We start from the raw sequence: 17,723 nt of genomic DNA, 5'->3' as shown, positions 1-17,723 counted from the left end.
GCGGGGGGGGGGGCGGGGGGGGGGGGCGGGCGGCGCCGGGCGCGCCGGGGGGGGGGCGCGCGGCGGCCCCGCGCGCCCCCCCCCCTTCCGCTGCGCCGCGCGTCGGGTGCGCGCGAGCGGGCGGCGCCGTCAGAGGGCGCGCTTCATGCCCGCGAAGGACGCTCCCACGGCGATCGCTATGAAGAGGTAGCTGAGGAAGTTCCCGTCGGCCCGCCAGGCTTCGTTGAGCCATCCGAAGTGCTGGAAGAACAGCTCGGACACGGAGACCTGGAGCTGCTTGGACGCGATGACCGCCTCGCCGAGCAGCTGCCCGAAGTAGACGGACGCAAGCGCCAGGACGGCGCCGACGGCTGCGAGCCCGACATGGTCGCCGCCCACCTTGCCCGCGGCGAAACCGATGAGGAAGCCCACGGCGATCGCCGCGTATCCGAACTCGTGCTTGGTGGCGCCGATGACACCGCCGTACGCCGCGCCCGCCACCAGGGCGGTGAGCACGGCGGCCACGATGCCGCCGGCGATGTTGACCCTGGCCGGGGCGGCCTGGGGAGCCATCGGGTAGCCGAAGCCCGGGGGCTGGGGCTGGGGCTGCGGCTGCGGCGGCAGCCCGTCCGAGGACGGATCCGGTGTCTGGGGCGGTGGCGCTGGCTGGGTCATGTCGGGGTCCCCCCTGGGACAGAAACGCACGGTCGCGGAAGATGCGCACGGTTGTGCGAGAAGCGAACGCCGCACGTTAACAGTCCCCACCGACATCCACACAGGAAATTCACACCGGACAATCCGCGCCGGACGTTCATGCCGGATACCCACGCCGGGCATTCGGGCCCGGCGTCCGCGCCGGATGTTCATGCCTGACATCCGCGCCTGACATCCGCGCCTGATATCCGCGCCAGGCCGTGCGCCCGGCGGCGCGGGCGGGGGTCAGAGCCGGTGGGCGGCTCCCACCGGGGTGGCCCCTCTGGTGTCCAGCAGGAGCTGGGCCTTCACCGCGAGCCCCTGGAGGTCGTATGTGCGGTGGTGCTGGAGCAGCACGGTCAGATCCGCGCCCGCCGCCGCCTCGTAGAGGGAGTCCGCGCGGGGGACCGGGAGGTCGCGGATGCGCCAGTCCGGGACGTACGGGTCGTGGTAGCTCACCGACGCGCCCAGATCCATCAGCCGGCGGGCGATCTCGCCGGCCGGGGAGTTCTGCCGGTCGGCGAGATCGGGCTTGTAGGTGACGCCGAGCAGCAGGACGCGGGCGCCGCGTGCCGACTTGCCGTGCTCGTTGAGGAGGGTGGCGCAGCGCTGGATGACGTACTGCGGCATCCGGTCGTTGACCTGCTGGGCGAGTTCGACCATGCGCAGCGGGCGGACGGTGTGCGGCGGTCCCGCGGTGTCGACGGGTACGCCGTGGCCGCCCACACCGGGGCCGGGCCGGAACGGCTGGAAGCCGAAGGGTTTCGTCTCGGCGCAGCGGATGACGTCCCAGAGGTCGACGCCCAGCTCGTGGCAGAGCACGGCCATCTCGTTGACGAGGGCGATATTGACGTGCCGGTAGTTGGTTTCGAGCAGTTTGGTCATTTCGGCTTCGCGGGGGCCGCGTGCCCGTACGACCTTGTCACTCAACCGGCCGTAGAAGGCCGCGGCGGATTCGGTGCAGGCGGGGGTCAGACCGCCGATGACCTTGGGTGTCGCCGCGTAGGAGTGGGTCCGGTTGCCCGGGTCGAGGCGGCTGGGGGAGTACGCGAGGTGGAAGTCCCGGCCGGCCCTGAGTCCTGAGCCCTCTTCGAGGAGGGGGCGCAGGATTTCCTCCGTGGTGCCCGGGTAGACGGCCGATTCGACGATCACCGTGGTGTGCGGGCGCAGCCTGGCGGCGAGGGCCCGGGTAGCGTCGGTGACGGGGGCCAGGTCGAGTGCCCGGTCCTCGCCCAGGGGGGTGGGCGCGCAGATGACGGCGGTACGGACCCGGCCCAGTTCGGCCGGATCGGTGACGGGCCGGAAGCCCCCCGAGAGCATCCGGCGGATGTCGGCCGCGCTGAGGGAGCCGTCGACGGGGGTGTGGCCGGCGGCGAGTTGCAGCAGCCGGCGGGGGTCGGTGTCGTAACCGATGGTGACGAGGCCGGTGGCGACGGCGGCCTGGGCGAGCGGCAGGCCGAGGTGGCCGAGTCCGATCACGGCGAGATCTGCGGGCATGGGTGATCCGTCCTTCCCAATAGCCGGAGGGGGACGAGTGCGCAAGTCCTGTGGACAGAGCAATGTCAGGTTAGGAGTAAATATGACCGATTTGCGGTATTGGGCGGGCCGGGGTGTCCGTGTGTTGTCCACAGGCGGTGGCTGAAGTGGGAGATCGCGGACAGAATCGAGGGTGCACCGGACACCGCTTCGGCGGCCTGATCAACGGGAGGCAGCAGTGAGGACAGCGACACTGGGGCCCGAGGAGCGCGTACAGGCGCTCGCCGGGATGGCCGAGCGTGAACTGGACGTACTGGTCGTGGGGGGCGGCGTGGTCGGCGCGGGCACGGCGCTGGACGCCGCGACGCGCGGCCTGGCGACCGGCCTGGTCGAAGCGAGGGACTGGGCATCGGGCACATCGAGCCGGTCGAGCAAGCTCATCCACGGCGGCCTGCGCTATCTGGAGATGCTCGACTTCGCTCTCGTACGGGAGGCGCTGAAGGAGCGCGGACTGCTCCTGGAGCGGCTCGCACCCCACTTGGTGAAGCCGGTCCCCTTCCTGTATCCGCTGCAGCACAAGGGCTGGGAACGCTGGTACGCGGGCTCGGGGGTCGCGCTGTACGACGCGATGTCGGTCTCGTCGGGCCACGGCCGGGGGCTTCCGCTGCACCGGCATCTGACCCGTAAGCACGCCCTGCGGCTGGCGCCCGCGCTGAAGAAGGACGCGCTGGTCGGCGCCTTGCAGTACTACGACGCACAGGTGGACGACGCACGCCATGTGGCGACGCTGGTGCGGACGGCCGCGAGCTACGGCGCGCTGGTGGCGAACCGGGCCAAGGTGACGGGATTCCTGCGGGAGGGTGAGCGGGTCGTCGGCGCGCGGGTGCAGGACTCCGAGGGCGGCGGGGAGTACGAGATCCGCGCCAAGCAGGTCGTCAACGCCACCGGGGTGTGGACGGACGACACCCAGGGGCTGATCGCCGAGCGCGGGCAGTTCCATGTGCGGGCGTCGAAGGGGATCCACCTGGTCGTACCGAAGGACCGGATCCACTCGACGACGGGGCTCATCCTGCGCACCGAGAAGTCGGTGCTCTTCGTCATCCCGTGGGGGCGCCACTGGATCGTCGGCACCACGGACACGGACTGGGACCTCGACAAGGCGCATCCGGCCGCGTCCAGCGCGGACATCGACTATCTGCTGGAACACGTCAACTCGGTGCTGGGTGTGCCGTTGACGCGGGACGACGTGCAGGGTGTGTACGCCGGTCTGCGGCCCCTGCTGGCCGGGGAGTCCGATGCGACCAGCAAGCTCTCCCGGGAGCACACGGTGGCCCATCCGGTACCGGGCCTGGTGGTCGTCGCGGGCGGGAAGTACACGACGTACCGGGTGATGGCGAAGGACGCGGTGGACGAGGCGGTGCACGGGCTGGACGAGCGGGTCGCCGAATGTGTCACCGAGAACGTGCCGCTGATCGGAGCCGAGGGGTACAACGCCCTGTGGAACGCGCGGGCGCGCATCGCGAAGCGGACGGGCCTGCACGTGGCCCGGGTGGAACACCTGCTGAACCGCTTCGGCGCGATGACCCAGGAGGTCCTCGACCTGATCACCGAGGACCCCTCACTGGGTGAACCGCTGGGCGGCGCTGACGACTACCTGCGGGCGGAGGTCGTGTACGCGGCCTCGCACGAAGGGGCCAGGCACCTGGACGACGTACTCACCCGGCGTACCCGGATCTCGATCGAGACGTTCGACCGGGGCACGCGCAGCGCACGGGAGGTGGCCGCGCTCATGGCCCCGGTGCTGGGCTGGGACAAGAGCCGTATCGAGGCGGAGGTCGAACACTACGAGAAGCGGGTCGAGGCGGAACGTGAGTCGCAGCGCCAGCCGGACGACCTGACGGCGGACGCGGCCCGGCTGGGGGCGCCGGACATCGTGCCGCTGGAGTGAGGCGGCGGGGCCGGGCTGTGCCAGGGCGGGTGCCGCTGGGGCCGGTGGGGCGGGGTGTTGGTCTGGGCTGGGCCGGTGGGACTGGGACTGGGACTGCGCAGGGCCGGTGGGGCTGGGGTGGTTGGTCTGGACCGGTGGGCCGGAGTCGGTGGGGTGGTCGTCTGGACCGGTCGGCCGGAGTCGGTGGGGCCGGGGCTGTCTGGCCGGAGTCGGTACGGTCGGGGAGGGGCCCGGCCGTACCGGGGCGGGGGAGGCCCGGCCTGGTGGGCTCAGGGTTCAACTGGAGCGGGCCGGGGGCGTACTGAGGGGCGGATCGAGAGAGGGAGGAGGTTTCGGGTGGGCCGGGAGTCCACGTCGGGGAGTGTGCCCGGGTGATGGTGCGTGAGGTCTGAAGAGGCCGAGTGCCTGTGTGACCTCGGGTTCTCCGGGCAGGGACGGGCAGAAAGTGGGGCGGTGCGGCCGGGCGGTACCGGGATACGCCGCGGTGGCGGGCGGCGGGTGCGGCGCCCGCGTGGCAGGAAACGCCTCCCGCATGGCCCATGATGGTCGCCCACGGACCCGGCACCATCATCGGTGCCGGAGTGAGAGACAATGAACGCTCTGCCAGGGCGGGTTGAACGCAGAGGGGACGCATGTCGGAGGCGGAGCAGGCGAAGGACACCAAGGGGCGCCTCCTGGCTGGGCGGTACCGGCTTGGGGGTGTGCTCGGCAAGGGCGGCATGGGCACCGTCTGGCGGGCGGTGGACGAGACACTCGGCCGCACCGTCGCGGTGAAGGAACTGCGTTTCCCCTCAGCCATCGACGAGGACGAGAAGCGCAGGCTCGTGACGCGTACGCTGCGCGAGGCCAAGGCGATCGCCCGTATCCGTAACAACGGAGCGGTCACCGTCTACGACGTGGTGGACGAGGACGACCGTCCGTGGATCGTCATGGAGCTGGTCGAGGGCTGTTCCCTGGCCGAGTTGGTACGGGAGAAGGGCGCCCTCACGCCGGTCCGCGCGGCCGAAGTGGGCCTCGCGATCCTCGACGTGCTGCGCCTCGCGCACCGTGAGGGCATCCTGCACCGCGATGTGAAGCCGTCCAATGTGCTGATCGCCGAGGACGGCCGGGTCGTGCTGACCGACTTCGGGATCGCGCAGGTCGAGGGCGACCCGTCGGTGACCTCGACCGGAATGCTGGTCGGCGCCCCCTCGTACATCTCGCCCGAGCGGGCCCGCGGCCACAAGCCAGGCCCGCCGGCCGACCTGTGGTCGCTGGGCGGCCTGCTGTACGCGAGCGTCGAGGGTGTGCCGCCGTACGACAAGGGGTCGGCCATCGCGACCCTCACCGCGGTGATGACCGAACCGCTGGACCCGCCGAAGAACGCGGGCGCCCTCTCGGAGGTCATCTACGGTCTGCTCGCCAAGGACCCGGCCCAGCGTCTCGACGACGCGGGCGCCCGGCGGCTGCTGAATGACGTGATCCACGCCCCGAAGGTGCCGGAACCGGCCGCCGAGCCCGCGGCGGACGCGACGCGTGTCGTGCCGCTGCCGCCGGTCCCCGAGGAGCCCAAGGGCGCGGGGAAGCCGGGCGCGGGGGAGTCCAGACCGGCGAAACCCGCGAAACTCACCAAGGAGCCGAGGGCTGCCAAGGAGTCCAGGTCCGGCAAGGAAGCCTGGCCGCAGAAGGTCAGGGACACCGCGGCGGCCGACCGGGTGCGCGGTGCGCTGAACTCCGTACGGAACGCCAGGTCCGAGCCTGCTCCGGCCAAGCCCGCCACCGCACCCGCCGGGCCGCCCGCCCGGGTCAGGGCGCCGATCACCGATGTCGTGCCGCGCCGCACCCTGGTGATAATCGCGGCCGTTGTGGCACTCGCGGTGCTCGGAACCGTCCTCGCCTTCGCGCTCGGCGGGGGCGACAAGGGCAATCAGAGCAAGTCCCCAGGTGACAAGAGCGCTTCGAGTGGTGCGACGGCCGGGAGCGACGGCAAGAACGACGGCAAGAACGACGGCAAGGGCACGGACAGCGGGAAGACGGACGACCAGGGCAAGAACGGCGATCAGGGCAAGGGGCAGAGCAGCGGGAGTGCTACGCCTTCGTCCGACGACGAGCCGTCCAAGCAGCCCGACGGTGATGCGCTGCCCAGCGGGTACAAGAAGGTGACGGACGGTCGGTTCCACTTCACGATGGCGATGCCTGCCGGGTTTCACCGCACGGCCATAGCGGGGGTGAGTTCGGGCGGGATCTACAACAAGTCCCGGGGCGGCTTCCCGCGTGTGCAGATCGACTTCAACGGCTCGCCCAAGGATGACGCCGCTGCTGCCTGGAAGGCCGCGGTCGGCGGTCTGTCGGCCAGCGTCGGCGGTTACAAGCACCTCGGCATACACAAGGTCGAGTACAACGGCTATCCGACGGTCGCGGACTGGTCGTTCGAGCGTGACCAGAACGGTCAGCGGGTCCGGGTGCTGAACAGGGGATTCAAGGTGGACGCCAAGAGCGGCTACTCCATCATGGTCAGCTGCAAGGCGAGCGAATGGGACGGCGGCGAGTGCACCACGCTGCGTAATACGGCGTTCAAGACATTCGCTCCCAAGAAGTGACTCAGGACACGTATTGTGAGAGGACGCGGACCGTACGCAGCCGCAATGGGCCTGTAATCGACCGTATTTGACGGATTGATACGGATGGATGCGGTCCCCGAGACCAGGGAACAGCGCGCTCCGGGGAGGCGTCGTGGACGAGTACGCGGGAAGGGTCCTTGCCGATCGCTACCGCCTTCCGCTGCTGTCCGGCGACGAGTTCGAGCCCGCGGAGGTCCGGGCGTTCGACACCTACAGCGGACAGGAAGTCCTGGTCCGGCAGGTGCCGCTGCCGGAGGTCGTGGACGCGGAGATGCTCGACGAGACCGGCTCGGGGGCAAGCTTCGGGGCGGGGCCGGGTACCTGGCCAGGGGGCGGGGCGGGGCACGGGGTGTCCGATGCGCGGGGCGCGTCGGCCCGTACCACCCGCATGCCCGCCGATCCCGCGGTACGGCGGGCCATGGAGGCGGCGCAGTCCGCAGCGCAGATTCCCGACCATCCCCGGCTGGACCAGGTCTTCGACGTCTTCGCCGAGGGCGGTTCGCTCTGGGTGGTCAGCGAACTGGTCGAGGCCACCCCGCTGGCCGTGATGCTCGCCGAGCGCCCCCTGAACCCGTACCGCGCGGCGGAGATCGCGTCCGACGTGCTCACCGCGCTGCGTGTGCTGCACGCCCACGGCTGGACCCACCGCAACATCACCACCCGTACGGTGCTGGTCTGCGACGACGGCCGCGTGGTCCTGACGGGGCTGGCAGCCGGAGCGGCCGAGGAGGCGCTGTGCGGTTATGACCCGGTGCCGGCCGACGACTTAGCGCAGCCGGCGGTCGGTGGAGGGGGCAGCGGCGGGGATACCCGAGGCGGACGCCCCACGTCCGAGCCCTCGGCCGCGCCAGGAGCGGATACCGGCCGGGCGCTGACGGTGCAGCAACGTCCTTCCGGTACACAGGCGTCCGGTACACAGGCGCTCCCGGCCGGACCGGGGCTGCCGCCCGGCTACACCCAGGACGAGCGGCCGGGGCAGCCGCTCGGCGCGGTGTACGACCAGGCGCAGAACACGACGTCGCCGACGTCCCGCACACCCCGTACGCCTCACACACCCCACACCCAGGGAGGACCGGGCGGCCCGGGCCTGCCCGGGCCCAGGGGTGGTGACGACGCCGTTTCGGCGGGGGATGTCCGTGCCGCGCGGGCCGGGGCCATAGCGGCCTACCGCGCCGGGGCGCGGGCTGCGGCACGCGTCAGTGAGGACGGGCGGGGCGACGACAGCGGGGGGTTCCCCGTGCAGCGCCCCGCGTCCGATCCTTCGCAGGCCGGGAGACAGGGCTCGCCGGGGGTGCCGGAACCGGCCGGGTCGCCGGGATCGCAGGGACCGGCCGGGTCGCCGGGATCGCAGGGACCGGCCGGGTCGCAGGGATCGCAGGGACCGGCGGACTTCTGGCATGGAGCGCAGCCGCGTTCCGGCGCGGGGAACGGCATGCGCCCCGACACCATGCGCCCCGAGGACCTGCGTGGCGACGACCTGCGCGGTGCCCATGACCGTGAGGCCTTTGATCGTGATGCCCGGGATGGCGATGCGTCGATCCGTGATGCTCAGATCCGTGACGGGCACGATCGCGACCCGCAGGACCACGGTGCCTGGAACCGGGATGTCCAGGCTCCCCAGGCTCCCCAGGCTCCCCTCGCCCCCCACACCGCCGTCGCCGTGCCGGACGGTTGGGGGCAGGGCCCGGCGGGGGCCACGGTGCCCGCGCCTCGGGGGCCCAGGACGCCGCTTGCCGCCGAGCGGGCCCGGCAGGCCCGTATCACCGTTGTGGGCGCCGTCACCGAACGGTGGGCGCCCGAGCAGGCCGGCCCTGTCCACGGCAACTGGCAGCTCGCGGCGCCGGTCGGGCCCGCCACCGATCTGTGGGCGCTGGGCGCGCTGCTCTTCCGGGCCGTCCAGGGCCATGCCCCGTACCCGGAGGAGAGCGCGGCCGAACTCGTCCAGCTGGTCTGCGCCGAGCCTCCCGCGTACGCCGAGGAGTGCGGTCCGCTGCGGCCCGTCGTGGAGTCGCTGCTGCGTCAGGACCCCACGGAGCGCCCGGAGATAGAGGAGCTGCGCGGCTGGCTCCGCTCGCTGGTGCGGTCGGCGCCCGAGCCCGACGCCGGGCAGGGGATCGTGCCCGTCCCGCCCGCCGACGCCACCCGGCTGCCGATCAAGCGCCGCAGGGGCGAGCTGGTCCGCCGTCGCCGCCGCAACCCGGGTGCGGACGGCGTACACGGCCGCCACCGCCAGCAGCGCAGGAGTGGAAGGCGAAGAGAGCAGGGCCCGGCCGGACCCCTCCGCCCGGTGGAGTCGGCGCAGCCCATGCACTCCGTTGCGGCGGGCCCGTCCGAAAGGCACGCGCCGGGAGGCGGACAGCCCCGGCCGGACGCGAAGCCGCGCTCGCTCGGGCGGACACTGCTCGTCGTCATCCTGGTCGTTCTGGTCGCCGCCCTCGTGTACGCGCTGAAGTTCATGCCGAAGGCCGACGACTCCGCGCGGGGCGGCAGCGGTGCGCCTGCCTCCGTACCGACCGGTTCGGCGTCCGGGCAGCAGGGCTCGCCGCAGCAGGGCTCCCCGCAGTCCGCGTCGGCCGGGACACCCCGGTCGCCGCAGGGCACGGAGCCCGACAGCGGTGGCCCCGCGGCCGGTTACGCCGTCCGTAAGGACCCCGAAGGGTTTCAGGTGGCGGTGGCCAAGGACTGGGAGCGCAGGCCCGTCAACGACGCGGGTCAGGTGCGTTTCATCGGCGGCGATTTCGAACTCGTCGTCGTCCCCGGCCGCGACAGCGTCAAGGACGACGGCGCCGATCCGATGGCGTACCAGCGCAACAAGGAACGGGAGCTCAAGCCGTTCCGTGACTCCACGTGGTCGTCCGCTTCGGGGCTGCGCCGGATAGACGTCGGCAAGCAGGCCATGGCCGAAGGACAGTTCACCTGGCAGGACAGCAGCGGGCGCGAGGTGTACGTCCGTAATGTGGCCATGATTATCGCGGGCCGCTACCACATCGTGCAGGTCATCGGCCCCGAAGCGCAGCGGGACAAGGTCACCGAAATCTATGAACAGGCCGTGGCCACCTACCGAACGGTGAAGTGAGAGGACTGCGCGATTCCCGTCACAGTGCGGTATCACGGCCCGCCCCGAGGTTCCAAGACCGAATATCCGTCCGTAACCTGGCAGCCAAGGGAACGGACAGGGGCACGTGGAACACACTCACAACGCGGACTTGGTGCTCGCCGGTCGTTATCGGCTGGGCGAACTCATCGGTCGCGGCGGCATGGGCAAGGTCTGGCGGGCTCACGACGAGGTGCTGCACCGGACCGTCGCCGTCAAAGAACTGACGGCCGGTCTGTACGTGTCGGAGGCCGACCGGGCCGTCCTGCACGCCAGGACGCAGAAGGAAGCGCGGGCGGCCGCGCGCATCAACCATCCCGGGGTCGTCACCGTCCATGACGTCATCGAGTTCGACGACCGGCCGTGGATCGTCATGGAGTACATCGACGGCCCGTCACTTGCCGACGTGGTCAAGGAGTCGGGCGCGCTCGCCCCCCGCGAGGCCGCCCGGGTGGGACTGCATGTGCTGGGAGCGCTGCGCGCCGCGCACGCGGCGGGGGTACTCCACCGCGATGTGAAACCGGGCAACGTGCTGCTCGCCCACGACAGCCGGGTCCTCATCACCGACTTCGGCATCGCCGCGATCGAGGGCGACTCGGAGATCACCAGGACCGGCGAGATCGTCGGCTCCATCGACTACCTGGCCCCGGAGCGGGTGTACGGCGAGGAGCCCGGCCCCGCGTCCGACCTCTGGTCGCTGGGCGCCACGCTCTTCACCGCCGTCGAGGAGCGCTCGCCCTTCCGCCGCACCTCGCCGATCTCCACACTCCAGGCCGTCGTCAACGACGAGCCGCCGAAGCTCACCCGGGCCGGGCCGCTCACCCCCGTCATCACCGGACTGCTGCGCAAGGACCCCGCGGAACGGCCGGGACCCGCCGAGGCGGAGCGCATGCTGCTCGACGCGATGGAGGGGCGCAAGCCGCGGCAGGCCGAGGCGTACGTCCCGACGCAGCTGGTCGCCGAGGGCATGCTCCAGGACGCCACACCCACGAGCCGGATCAGTATGCCGTCCGGTGCGGATGCGCCCGCCGGACAGGCGGCTGCCCCGCCCGTACCGGAGGCGATACCGGCGGAGATACCGGCAGCGGCATCCACGGCCCTGTCCGCACCCGCACTCGGGACCGTGCCGGCCGCCGGGCCCGCCACCGCGCCCGGGACCGCGCCGGGTTCCGGGGCCGGTGCTCCGTCCCCGGCCGGCCCCGCCGGGCGGAAGCGGCGCCGGATACGGACCGGGGCCCTGGTCCTCGCGCTCGCCGTGGTCATCGGTGCCGGGGTCGGCTTCGGCATCATGAAGTACGGGAACGGGGGCAGCCGTTCCGGCGGCGACACGGCCTCGGGAACCGGCGGCTCGGGCGGCGGTCAGCAGCCCAAGCCGCGCGGAGGCATACCGGCGGGCTGGCACCGGGTGACCGAGCCCGAGGGTTTCAGTCTCGTTCTGCCCAATGGCTGGAAGCGTCAGATGGACGGCTCCAACGAGATCGACTACACGCCGGACGACGGCAACCACTTCATCCGGATCAGCATCGACAAGAGCCCGGACTACTCGACCCCCTACCTGCATGAACTCGCCCTGGAACCGCAGCTGAAGCGTCTCCCCGACTACCGGCGGATCACGCTGCACGTGAACAACTTCCGCGACGAGGACGCCGCGCTCTGGGAGTTCACCTGGACCGAGACCAAGGGGCAGCCGGGGAAGCGCCGGGCCATCGACCAGATGTACAACGTGAACCACGGCCAGGCCGAGTACGCGATCTACATGGGCGGGCCGGCCAAGGACTGGGACCGCAGCCGGTTCGACACGATCCTGCGCTACTGGCAGCCGCCGGGCTGAACCCGGCCGGTGCGGTGCGGAGCGCGTCTCCGTACATGCTCCGGCCGGCGCCGCTGCTGCGCGGCGTCCGTGCGGCATGATGGACCCCCGGGGGACGTAGGGGGACAAGTGGCACAGGATCCGCGTAACAGCCGTCTGAGTAACAGCCGCCTGATCGCCGGACGTTATCTGGTGGGGGACCGGATCGGCCGCGGCGGTATGGGTACGGTCTGGCGGGCCACCGACCAGCTGCTCGGGCGGGAGGTCGCCGTCAAGGAGCTGAACACGGAGACCGGGGCTGCCCCGGCGTCGGCGCTGCGTGAGGCGCGGGCGGTCGCGCAGATCAAGCATCCGCATGTGATCGTCGTCCACGACGTGGTCGTCGAGGACGAACGCCCGTACATTGTCATGGAGCTGGTGGTCGGCGGTTCACTGGCCGACCGGCTCTCCGCGCACGGCCCGGTGGGCACCCGGGAGGCCGCGCGGATCGGGGTGGCGCTGCTGGGCGCGCTCCGGGCGGCGCACGCCAGGGGCGTACTGCACCGGGACATCAAGCCCGGCAATGTCCTGCTGGAGAGCGACGGCCGGGTGGTCCTCACCGACTTCGGGATCGCGCGGCTCGACGGGGCGACCACGATCAGCGAGCCGGGAGCGTTCTTCGGCTCCCCCGAGTACACCTCGCCGGAACGGGTGCAGGGCGCGGTGGCCGGGCCCGCGTCCGACCTCTGGTCGCTGGGCGCGCTGCTGTGTGCCGCGCTGAGCGGGGAGTCGCCCTTCCACCGGGATTCGCTGGTCGGGGTGGTGCACGCGGTGGTCACCGATGAGATCCGCCCGCCCGCCGGGGCCGGGCCGCTGCTGCCCGTCGTCCTGGGTCTGCTCGAACGGGATGCGGCCCGCCGGATGGGCGTGGACGAGGCGGAGCGGCTCCTGGGGGTGTATGTGGGGGGATGCGCTGGTGGCGGCATCCCTTTCGTGCCGGATACCCCTTCTGTGCAGGATGCCCCTCCCGCGCCGAGCGCCCCCGCCGCGCCCGGTTCCTCAGCCACTCCGGACCCCGCACCCGTCCCGGATCCCGCACCCGTCCCCAACGTGCCACCTGCCCTGAATGTCGCACCCGCCCCGGATCCCGCACCCGTCCCCAACGTGCCACCGGTCCCGAATGTCGCACCCGCCCCGGATCCCGCACCCGTCCCCAATGTGCCACCCGTCCCGGACGTCGCACCCGCCCCGGGTCTCTCCCTCGCCCCAGGCGCCTCTCTCACCCCGGATCCCGCACCCGCCCCCGGCGCCTCACCCACCCCGGAGATGCCGCCTCCCGCCGCCGGGCCACTCGCCGGGTCGGCCGCCGTGTCCCCCGCCGGGTCGGCCGCCGTGTTCCCCGACGGGCTGCCGTCCCGGCCCCCGCGACCCGTGCTCCGGCGGGCCGCCCTCGTCGGGGGAGTGCTGGCCGCCGGGGTCACCGGGGCCGGGATCGTCCTGTACGGGCTCGTCCTGTATGGGATCGGCGGCGCGGGAGCGGATCGTACGGGCAGCGCCGCACCGTCCCGGAGCGTGACCTCCGTACCGGCCGCTGGGCCCACGGCCACCGCGGACCACGGAACGCGGCAGCATCCGGGCCGCGCGGCGGGGCCCGGTTCCACTCCCGCGGGGACGCCGGCCCGCCGGGCGTCGCCGGCGCCGCCCGGGTACCGCAGGGCCGACGACCCCGGGGGCTTCTCCCTCGCCGTCCCGGACGATGCCACCCGTTCCACCGACGAGAAGCGCGTCTACTACCTGACGCCAGGGCAGGTCTTCCGTATCGGCATCCGGATCCACGGCGGCCCCGGCGGCGGGCCGATGGCGACACAGCGCGCATCGGACGCGGCGGGGCCCCGTACCAACCCCGGGTACCGGGACGGCACCGTCACCGCGGCGACGCACGACGGACATGAGGCGGCGCTCTGGGAGTTCACCTGGAACGGTTACTCCAGGGGTGAGGGCGCCCGTCACACGTACGACCTCTGCTGGGAGCAGGACGGCCGCCTCTACGACGTCTGGGTGTCGGCGCCGGTCGGCCGCCTCGGCACGGCGCAACGCCACTTCACCACGGCCGTCGGCTCCTTCACCGTGCCGACGGCAGCGGGTGGCACCGCGGACCGCCGCTGAAGTCCGGGGCCGCTGTTGGTCATGGTCGCCATGGCTCCAGCGGTCAACCCGCCTGATCAGGGGTTATGTCGCCAGCGATCACTGGCGGCATATGTGGGGACCGTGAAAAGGCGTTACTGATGGGTACCGAAACGCTGCGCCGGGGCATAGCCTCCCCTCATGACGGACTCGCAGGCTCCCACCGCCACGGCCCCCCAGGGCACGAACCCGATCGCCCCCGCCCCTTCCGGAGTGCGTACCGCGGCCGATGTGGTCACCCCCGAGGTGGTCGCCCAGCTGACCCGCGGTGTGGTGGGTTCCGGACGGACGGCCAACCACACCCCGTTCACCGGCGGGAAGCTGGCCGATCTGCCCGAGTCGACCCCGGACGACGTCGCGACCGCCTTCGAGCGGGCCCGCGCCGCCCAGGCCGCCTGGGCCGCGACCCCCGTCCGGACCCGGGCGGCCGTCCTGCTGCGCTTCCACGACTTGGTGCTCTCCCGGCAGGCCGAGGTCCTCGACCTCATCCAGCTGGAGACCGGCAAGGCCAGGCTGCACGCCCACGAAGAGGTCCAGGCCGTCACCGTCGCGGCACGCCACTACGGCCGCAAGGCGCCCTCGTATCTCAAGCCCAAGGGGCACACCGGCGCGATCCCGACGTTCACCAAGGTCACCGAGGTGCGCCAGCCGCGCGGTGTGGTGGGCCAGATCGCCCCCTGGAACTACCCCTTCGAGCTCTCCATCGGCGACGCCCTGCCCGCCCTCGTCTCCGGCAACGCCCTGGTGATGAAGCCGGACACCGAGACCGCCCTGACCGCGCTCTGGGCCCGGGACCTGATCATCGAGGCCGGACTGCCCGCCGAGGTCTTCCAGGTGGTGCTGGGCGATGGCCCGGTCATCGGACCCGAACTGGTCAAGCGCGCCGACTTCGTCTCCTTCACCGGCTCGACCCGCACCGGCCGCGAGGTCGCCCGTGGCGCGGCCGACCGGCTGATCGGCGTCTCCCTCGAACTGGGCGGCAAGAACGCCATGCTGGTCCTGGAGGACGCGGACATCGAGAAGGCGGCCGCGGGCGCGGTCCGCGCCTGCTTCTCGTCGGCGGGCCAGCTCTGCATCTCCATCGAGCGGCTGTACGTCCACGAGTCGGTCGCCGACGCGTTCCTGGAGCGTTTCGCCGCACGCACGAAGGCGATGCGCCTCGGCGCCTCGCTCGCCTACGGCGCCGACATGGGCTCCCTCGCCGGAGAACGGCAGCTGGAGGCCGTACGGCGGCACGTGGACGAGGCGGTCTCCAAGGGCGCCACCGTGATCGCGGGCGGGGTGCACCGTACGGACATCGGCCCGCTCTTCTACGAGCCGACCATCCTGGAGGGCGTCGAGGCGCCGATGGCCGTCTGCAATGAGGAGACCTTCGGCCCGGTGGTCTCGGTCTACCGCTTCCAGGACGAGGACGAGGCGGTCGCGACCGCCAACGCCACGCCCTACGGCCTCAACGCGAGCGTCTGGACCAGGAGCGGAAGCCGCGGTCACGCGGTCGCGACCCGGCTGCGGACCGGCACGGTCAACATCAACGAGGGGTACGCGCCCGCGTACGGCAGCGTGCAGTCCCCGATGGGCGGCATGAAGGACTCGGGACTCGGCCGCCGGCACGGCTCGGAGGGCATCCTCAAGTACACCGAGGCGCAGACCGTCGCCCACCAGCGGGTGATGCCGATGGCGCCGTCCTTCGGTATGGACGACGAGAAGTACGCCGCCTTCATGAGCCGCAGCCTCAGGGCGATGAAGGCCCTGCGGCTGCGCTGACCCTGCCCTGCCGACCGCCCTGACCCCCTGCGCTGCCCCTGTCCGGCTCCGTACCCCGCTCATTGCCCACGAGGAGAGTCCATGTCACAGGAGAACTCTGTCCGCGGTGAGGACGCGGCCGACGCACCGTACGACTACGACGTCCTGGTGGTCGGCTCCGGCTTCGGCGGCTCGGTCACCGCGCTGCGGCTCACCGAGAAGGGGTACCGGGTCGGCGTCCTGGAGGCGGGCCGCCGCTTCACGCCGGGCACCCTCCCCAGGAACTCCTGGGACATCAGGAACTACCTCTGGGCCCCGGCGCTCGGCCTCTACGGCATCCAGCGCGTCCACCTCCTCGGCAATGTCATGGTGCTGGCGGGCGCGGGGGTCGGCGGCGGCTCCCTCAACTACGCCAACACGCTGTACGTCCCGCCGGAGCCGTTCTTCAAGGACCGGCAGTGGGCGTCCATCACGGACTGGCGGGACGAACTGGCGCCCTACTACGACCAGGCGCAGCGCATGCTCGGGGTGCGGATCAACCCGACGATGACGCCGTCGGACGTCCATCTGAAGGCGTCCGCCGACGCGATGGGGGTGGGGGACTCCTTCCACCTGGCGCCCGTCGGTGTCTTCTTCGGTGACGGAGAGGACTCGGACGGGACGGCGCGTGCCGAGCCGGGCCGCGCCGTCGACGACCCCTACTTCGGTGGGGCGGGCCCCTCCCGCAAGGCGTGCACCGAGTGCGGCGAGTGCATGACGGGCTGCCGCCACGGAGCGAAGAACACCCTCACCGAGAACTACCTCTACCTCGCGGAGAAGGCGGGCGCGGTCATCCACCCCCTGACCTCCGTGACCGCGATAGCCGAGCACGGCGAGGGCGGATACCGGGTCACCACGGTCAGGACCGACGCCCGCAAGAAGGGGCCGCGGGTGCTGCGGGCCCGGCAGGTGGTGGTCGCCGCGGGGACGTACGGCACCCAGACCCTGCTCCACACCATGCGGGACCAGGGGCTGCTGCCGCGCCTTTCGCCGAAGCTCGGGGAACTGACCCGCACCAACTCCGAGGCGCTGGTGGGCTCGCAGACCACGGACCGCCGCTACCGCAGGAAACACGGCGTACCGAAGGCCGACTTCACCCGGGGTGTCGCGATCACCTCGTCGATCCACCCGGACGCGAACACCCATATCGAGCCGGTCCGGTACGGCAAGGGGTCCAACGCGATGGGCGCGATGTCCATCATCCAGGTGCCCTTCGGATCGAGGCGGGTCCTCGGGTGGCTCGGCAATGTCGCCAGACACCCCTGGCTGACGGCCCGTTCACTCTCCAACCGGCGCTGGTCCGAGCGGACCATCATCGGTCTGGTGATGCAGTCGCTGGACAACTCCCTGACGACCTACCGCAAACAGGGGGGAATCGGCCGGGGGCTGCTGACGGCCAGGCAGGGCCATGGCGCGCCCAACCCGAAGCAGATCGCCGAGGGCACCCGGGCCGCGACCCTGATCGCCGAGGAGATCAACGGCTTCGCCGGGTCGAACGTCGGCGAGCTGATGGGGACCCCCCTGACCGCCCATTTCCTGGGCGGCTGCCCGATCGGTGCGTCGGCCGACGAGGGGGTGATCGACCCGTACCACCGGCTGTACGGGCATCCGGGGATCTCCGTGGTCGACGGGTCGGCGGTCTCGGCGAACCTCGGCGTCAACCCTTCGCTGACCATCACCGCGCAGGCGGAGCGCGCCATGTCGTTCTGGCCCAACAAGGGCGACGCTGATCCGCGCCCCGCGCAGGGGGAGCCGTACGAGCGTCTCGCCGCCGTCGAACCGGGGTCACCGGCCGTACCGGCTTCAGCTTTCGGCGCGCTGAGGCTGCCGTTCCTGGAGGTGCCGGTGGTTCCGCCGAAGAGGCCGGCGGGCGCCGATGAGCCCGCGGGGCCACGGAAGTAGCCTGCCTGTCGGGCGGCTCGTGGTGTGCGGGAGGGCTGCACCCCCCTCCGAGTGCAGCCCTCCCGAGACGCCGCCGCCCGGCCCTGTCGTGGTGCTGACGCACACGGGTGGGGCCACTGGTGGCTATGCATGGATGACCGGCCGGCCCGCTGAATGGTTGCTTCCGCACCCCTGGAATCCTTGTGTGACCTGCATCACCCGGCAGTACGGAGCCAGGGGCCCGTGGAGCTGTCTCAACGCGCCCCGGGGAGGGCGCACACGGGTCAGGGCCCCCCC

General features: G+C 71.9%; 9 protein-coding genes. 7 read left to right on the top strand and 2 right to left on the bottom strand.

What is annotated here, in order from left to right:
- Window positions 1-129: 129 nt before the first annotated feature.
- Entirely contained in the window at window positions 130-654 is a 525-nt protein-coding gene (locus tag ACFXBC_RS09140) for a hypothetical protein (protein ID WP_385020555.1), read from the bottom strand.
- A gap of 264 nt (window positions 655-918) precedes the next feature.
- Window positions 919-2,169 (bottom strand): nucleotide sugar dehydrogenase, encoded by a 1,251-nt coding sequence (locus ACFXBC_RS09135; protein WP_385020552.1) that lies wholly within the window; start codon window positions 2,167-2,169, stop codon window positions 919-921.
- A 217-nt stretch (window positions 2,170-2,386) separates the two neighbouring features.
- Between ACFXBC_RS09135 and ACFXBC_RS09130 the strand changes: the two genes are divergently transcribed.
- The 7 genes from ACFXBC_RS09130 to ACFXBC_RS09100 all read left to right on the top strand — a co-directional run bounded on the left by ACFXBC_RS09130 (window position 2,387) and on the right by ACFXBC_RS09100 (window position 17,447).
- A complete protein-coding gene (locus ACFXBC_RS09130; RefSeq protein WP_385020549.1) occupies window positions 2,387-4,096 on the top strand; it encodes a glycerol-3-phosphate dehydrogenase/oxidase in 1,710 nt (569 codons plus the stop codon).
- Between the two features lie 632 nt (window positions 4,097-4,728).
- Complete coding sequence (locus ACFXBC_RS09125) at window positions 4,729-6,675, top strand: protein kinase (RefSeq protein ID WP_385020546.1); 1,947 nt, start codon at window positions 4,729-4,731, stop codon at window positions 6,673-6,675.
- A 133-nt stretch (window positions 6,676-6,808) separates the two neighbouring features.
- Window positions 6,809-9,772: a protein kinase gene (locus tag ACFXBC_RS09120; RefSeq protein ID WP_385020543.1), complete on the top strand. Its 2,964-nt coding sequence runs from the start codon at window positions 6,809-6,811 to the stop codon at window positions 9,770-9,772.
- Between the two features lie 106 nt (window positions 9,773-9,878).
- Entirely contained in the window at window positions 9,879-11,621 is a 1,743-nt protein-coding gene (locus tag ACFXBC_RS09115) for a serine/threonine-protein kinase (protein WP_385020540.1), read from the top strand.
- Window positions 11,622-11,729: 108 nt separating this feature from the next.
- Complete coding sequence (locus ACFXBC_RS09110; RefSeq protein ID WP_385020537.1) at window positions 11,730-13,745, top strand: protein kinase; 2,016 nt, start codon at window positions 11,730-11,732, stop codon at window positions 13,743-13,745.
- A 159-nt stretch (window positions 13,746-13,904) separates the two neighbouring features.
- On the top strand, window positions 13,905-15,527 hold the full coding sequence (locus ACFXBC_RS09105; RefSeq protein ID WP_385020534.1) for a succinic semialdehyde dehydrogenase: 1,623 nt from the start codon (window positions 13,905-13,907) through the stop codon (window positions 15,525-15,527).
- A gap of 81 nt (window positions 15,528-15,608) precedes the next feature.
- Window positions 15,609-17,447 (top strand): GMC oxidoreductase, encoded by a 1,839-nt coding sequence (locus tag ACFXBC_RS09100; protein WP_385020532.1) that lies wholly within the window; start codon window positions 15,609-15,611, stop codon window positions 17,445-17,447.
- Window positions 17,448-17,723: the final 276 nt, after the last annotated feature.

The organism is Streptomyces sp. NPDC059398 (assembly GCF_042751845.1).
Lineage (GTDB): Bacteria > Actinomycetota > Actinomycetes > Streptomycetales > Streptomycetaceae > Streptomyces.
The sequence above is the reverse complement of the archived record's forward strand: the minus strand, read 5'-3'. Positions and strand labels throughout refer to the sequence as shown.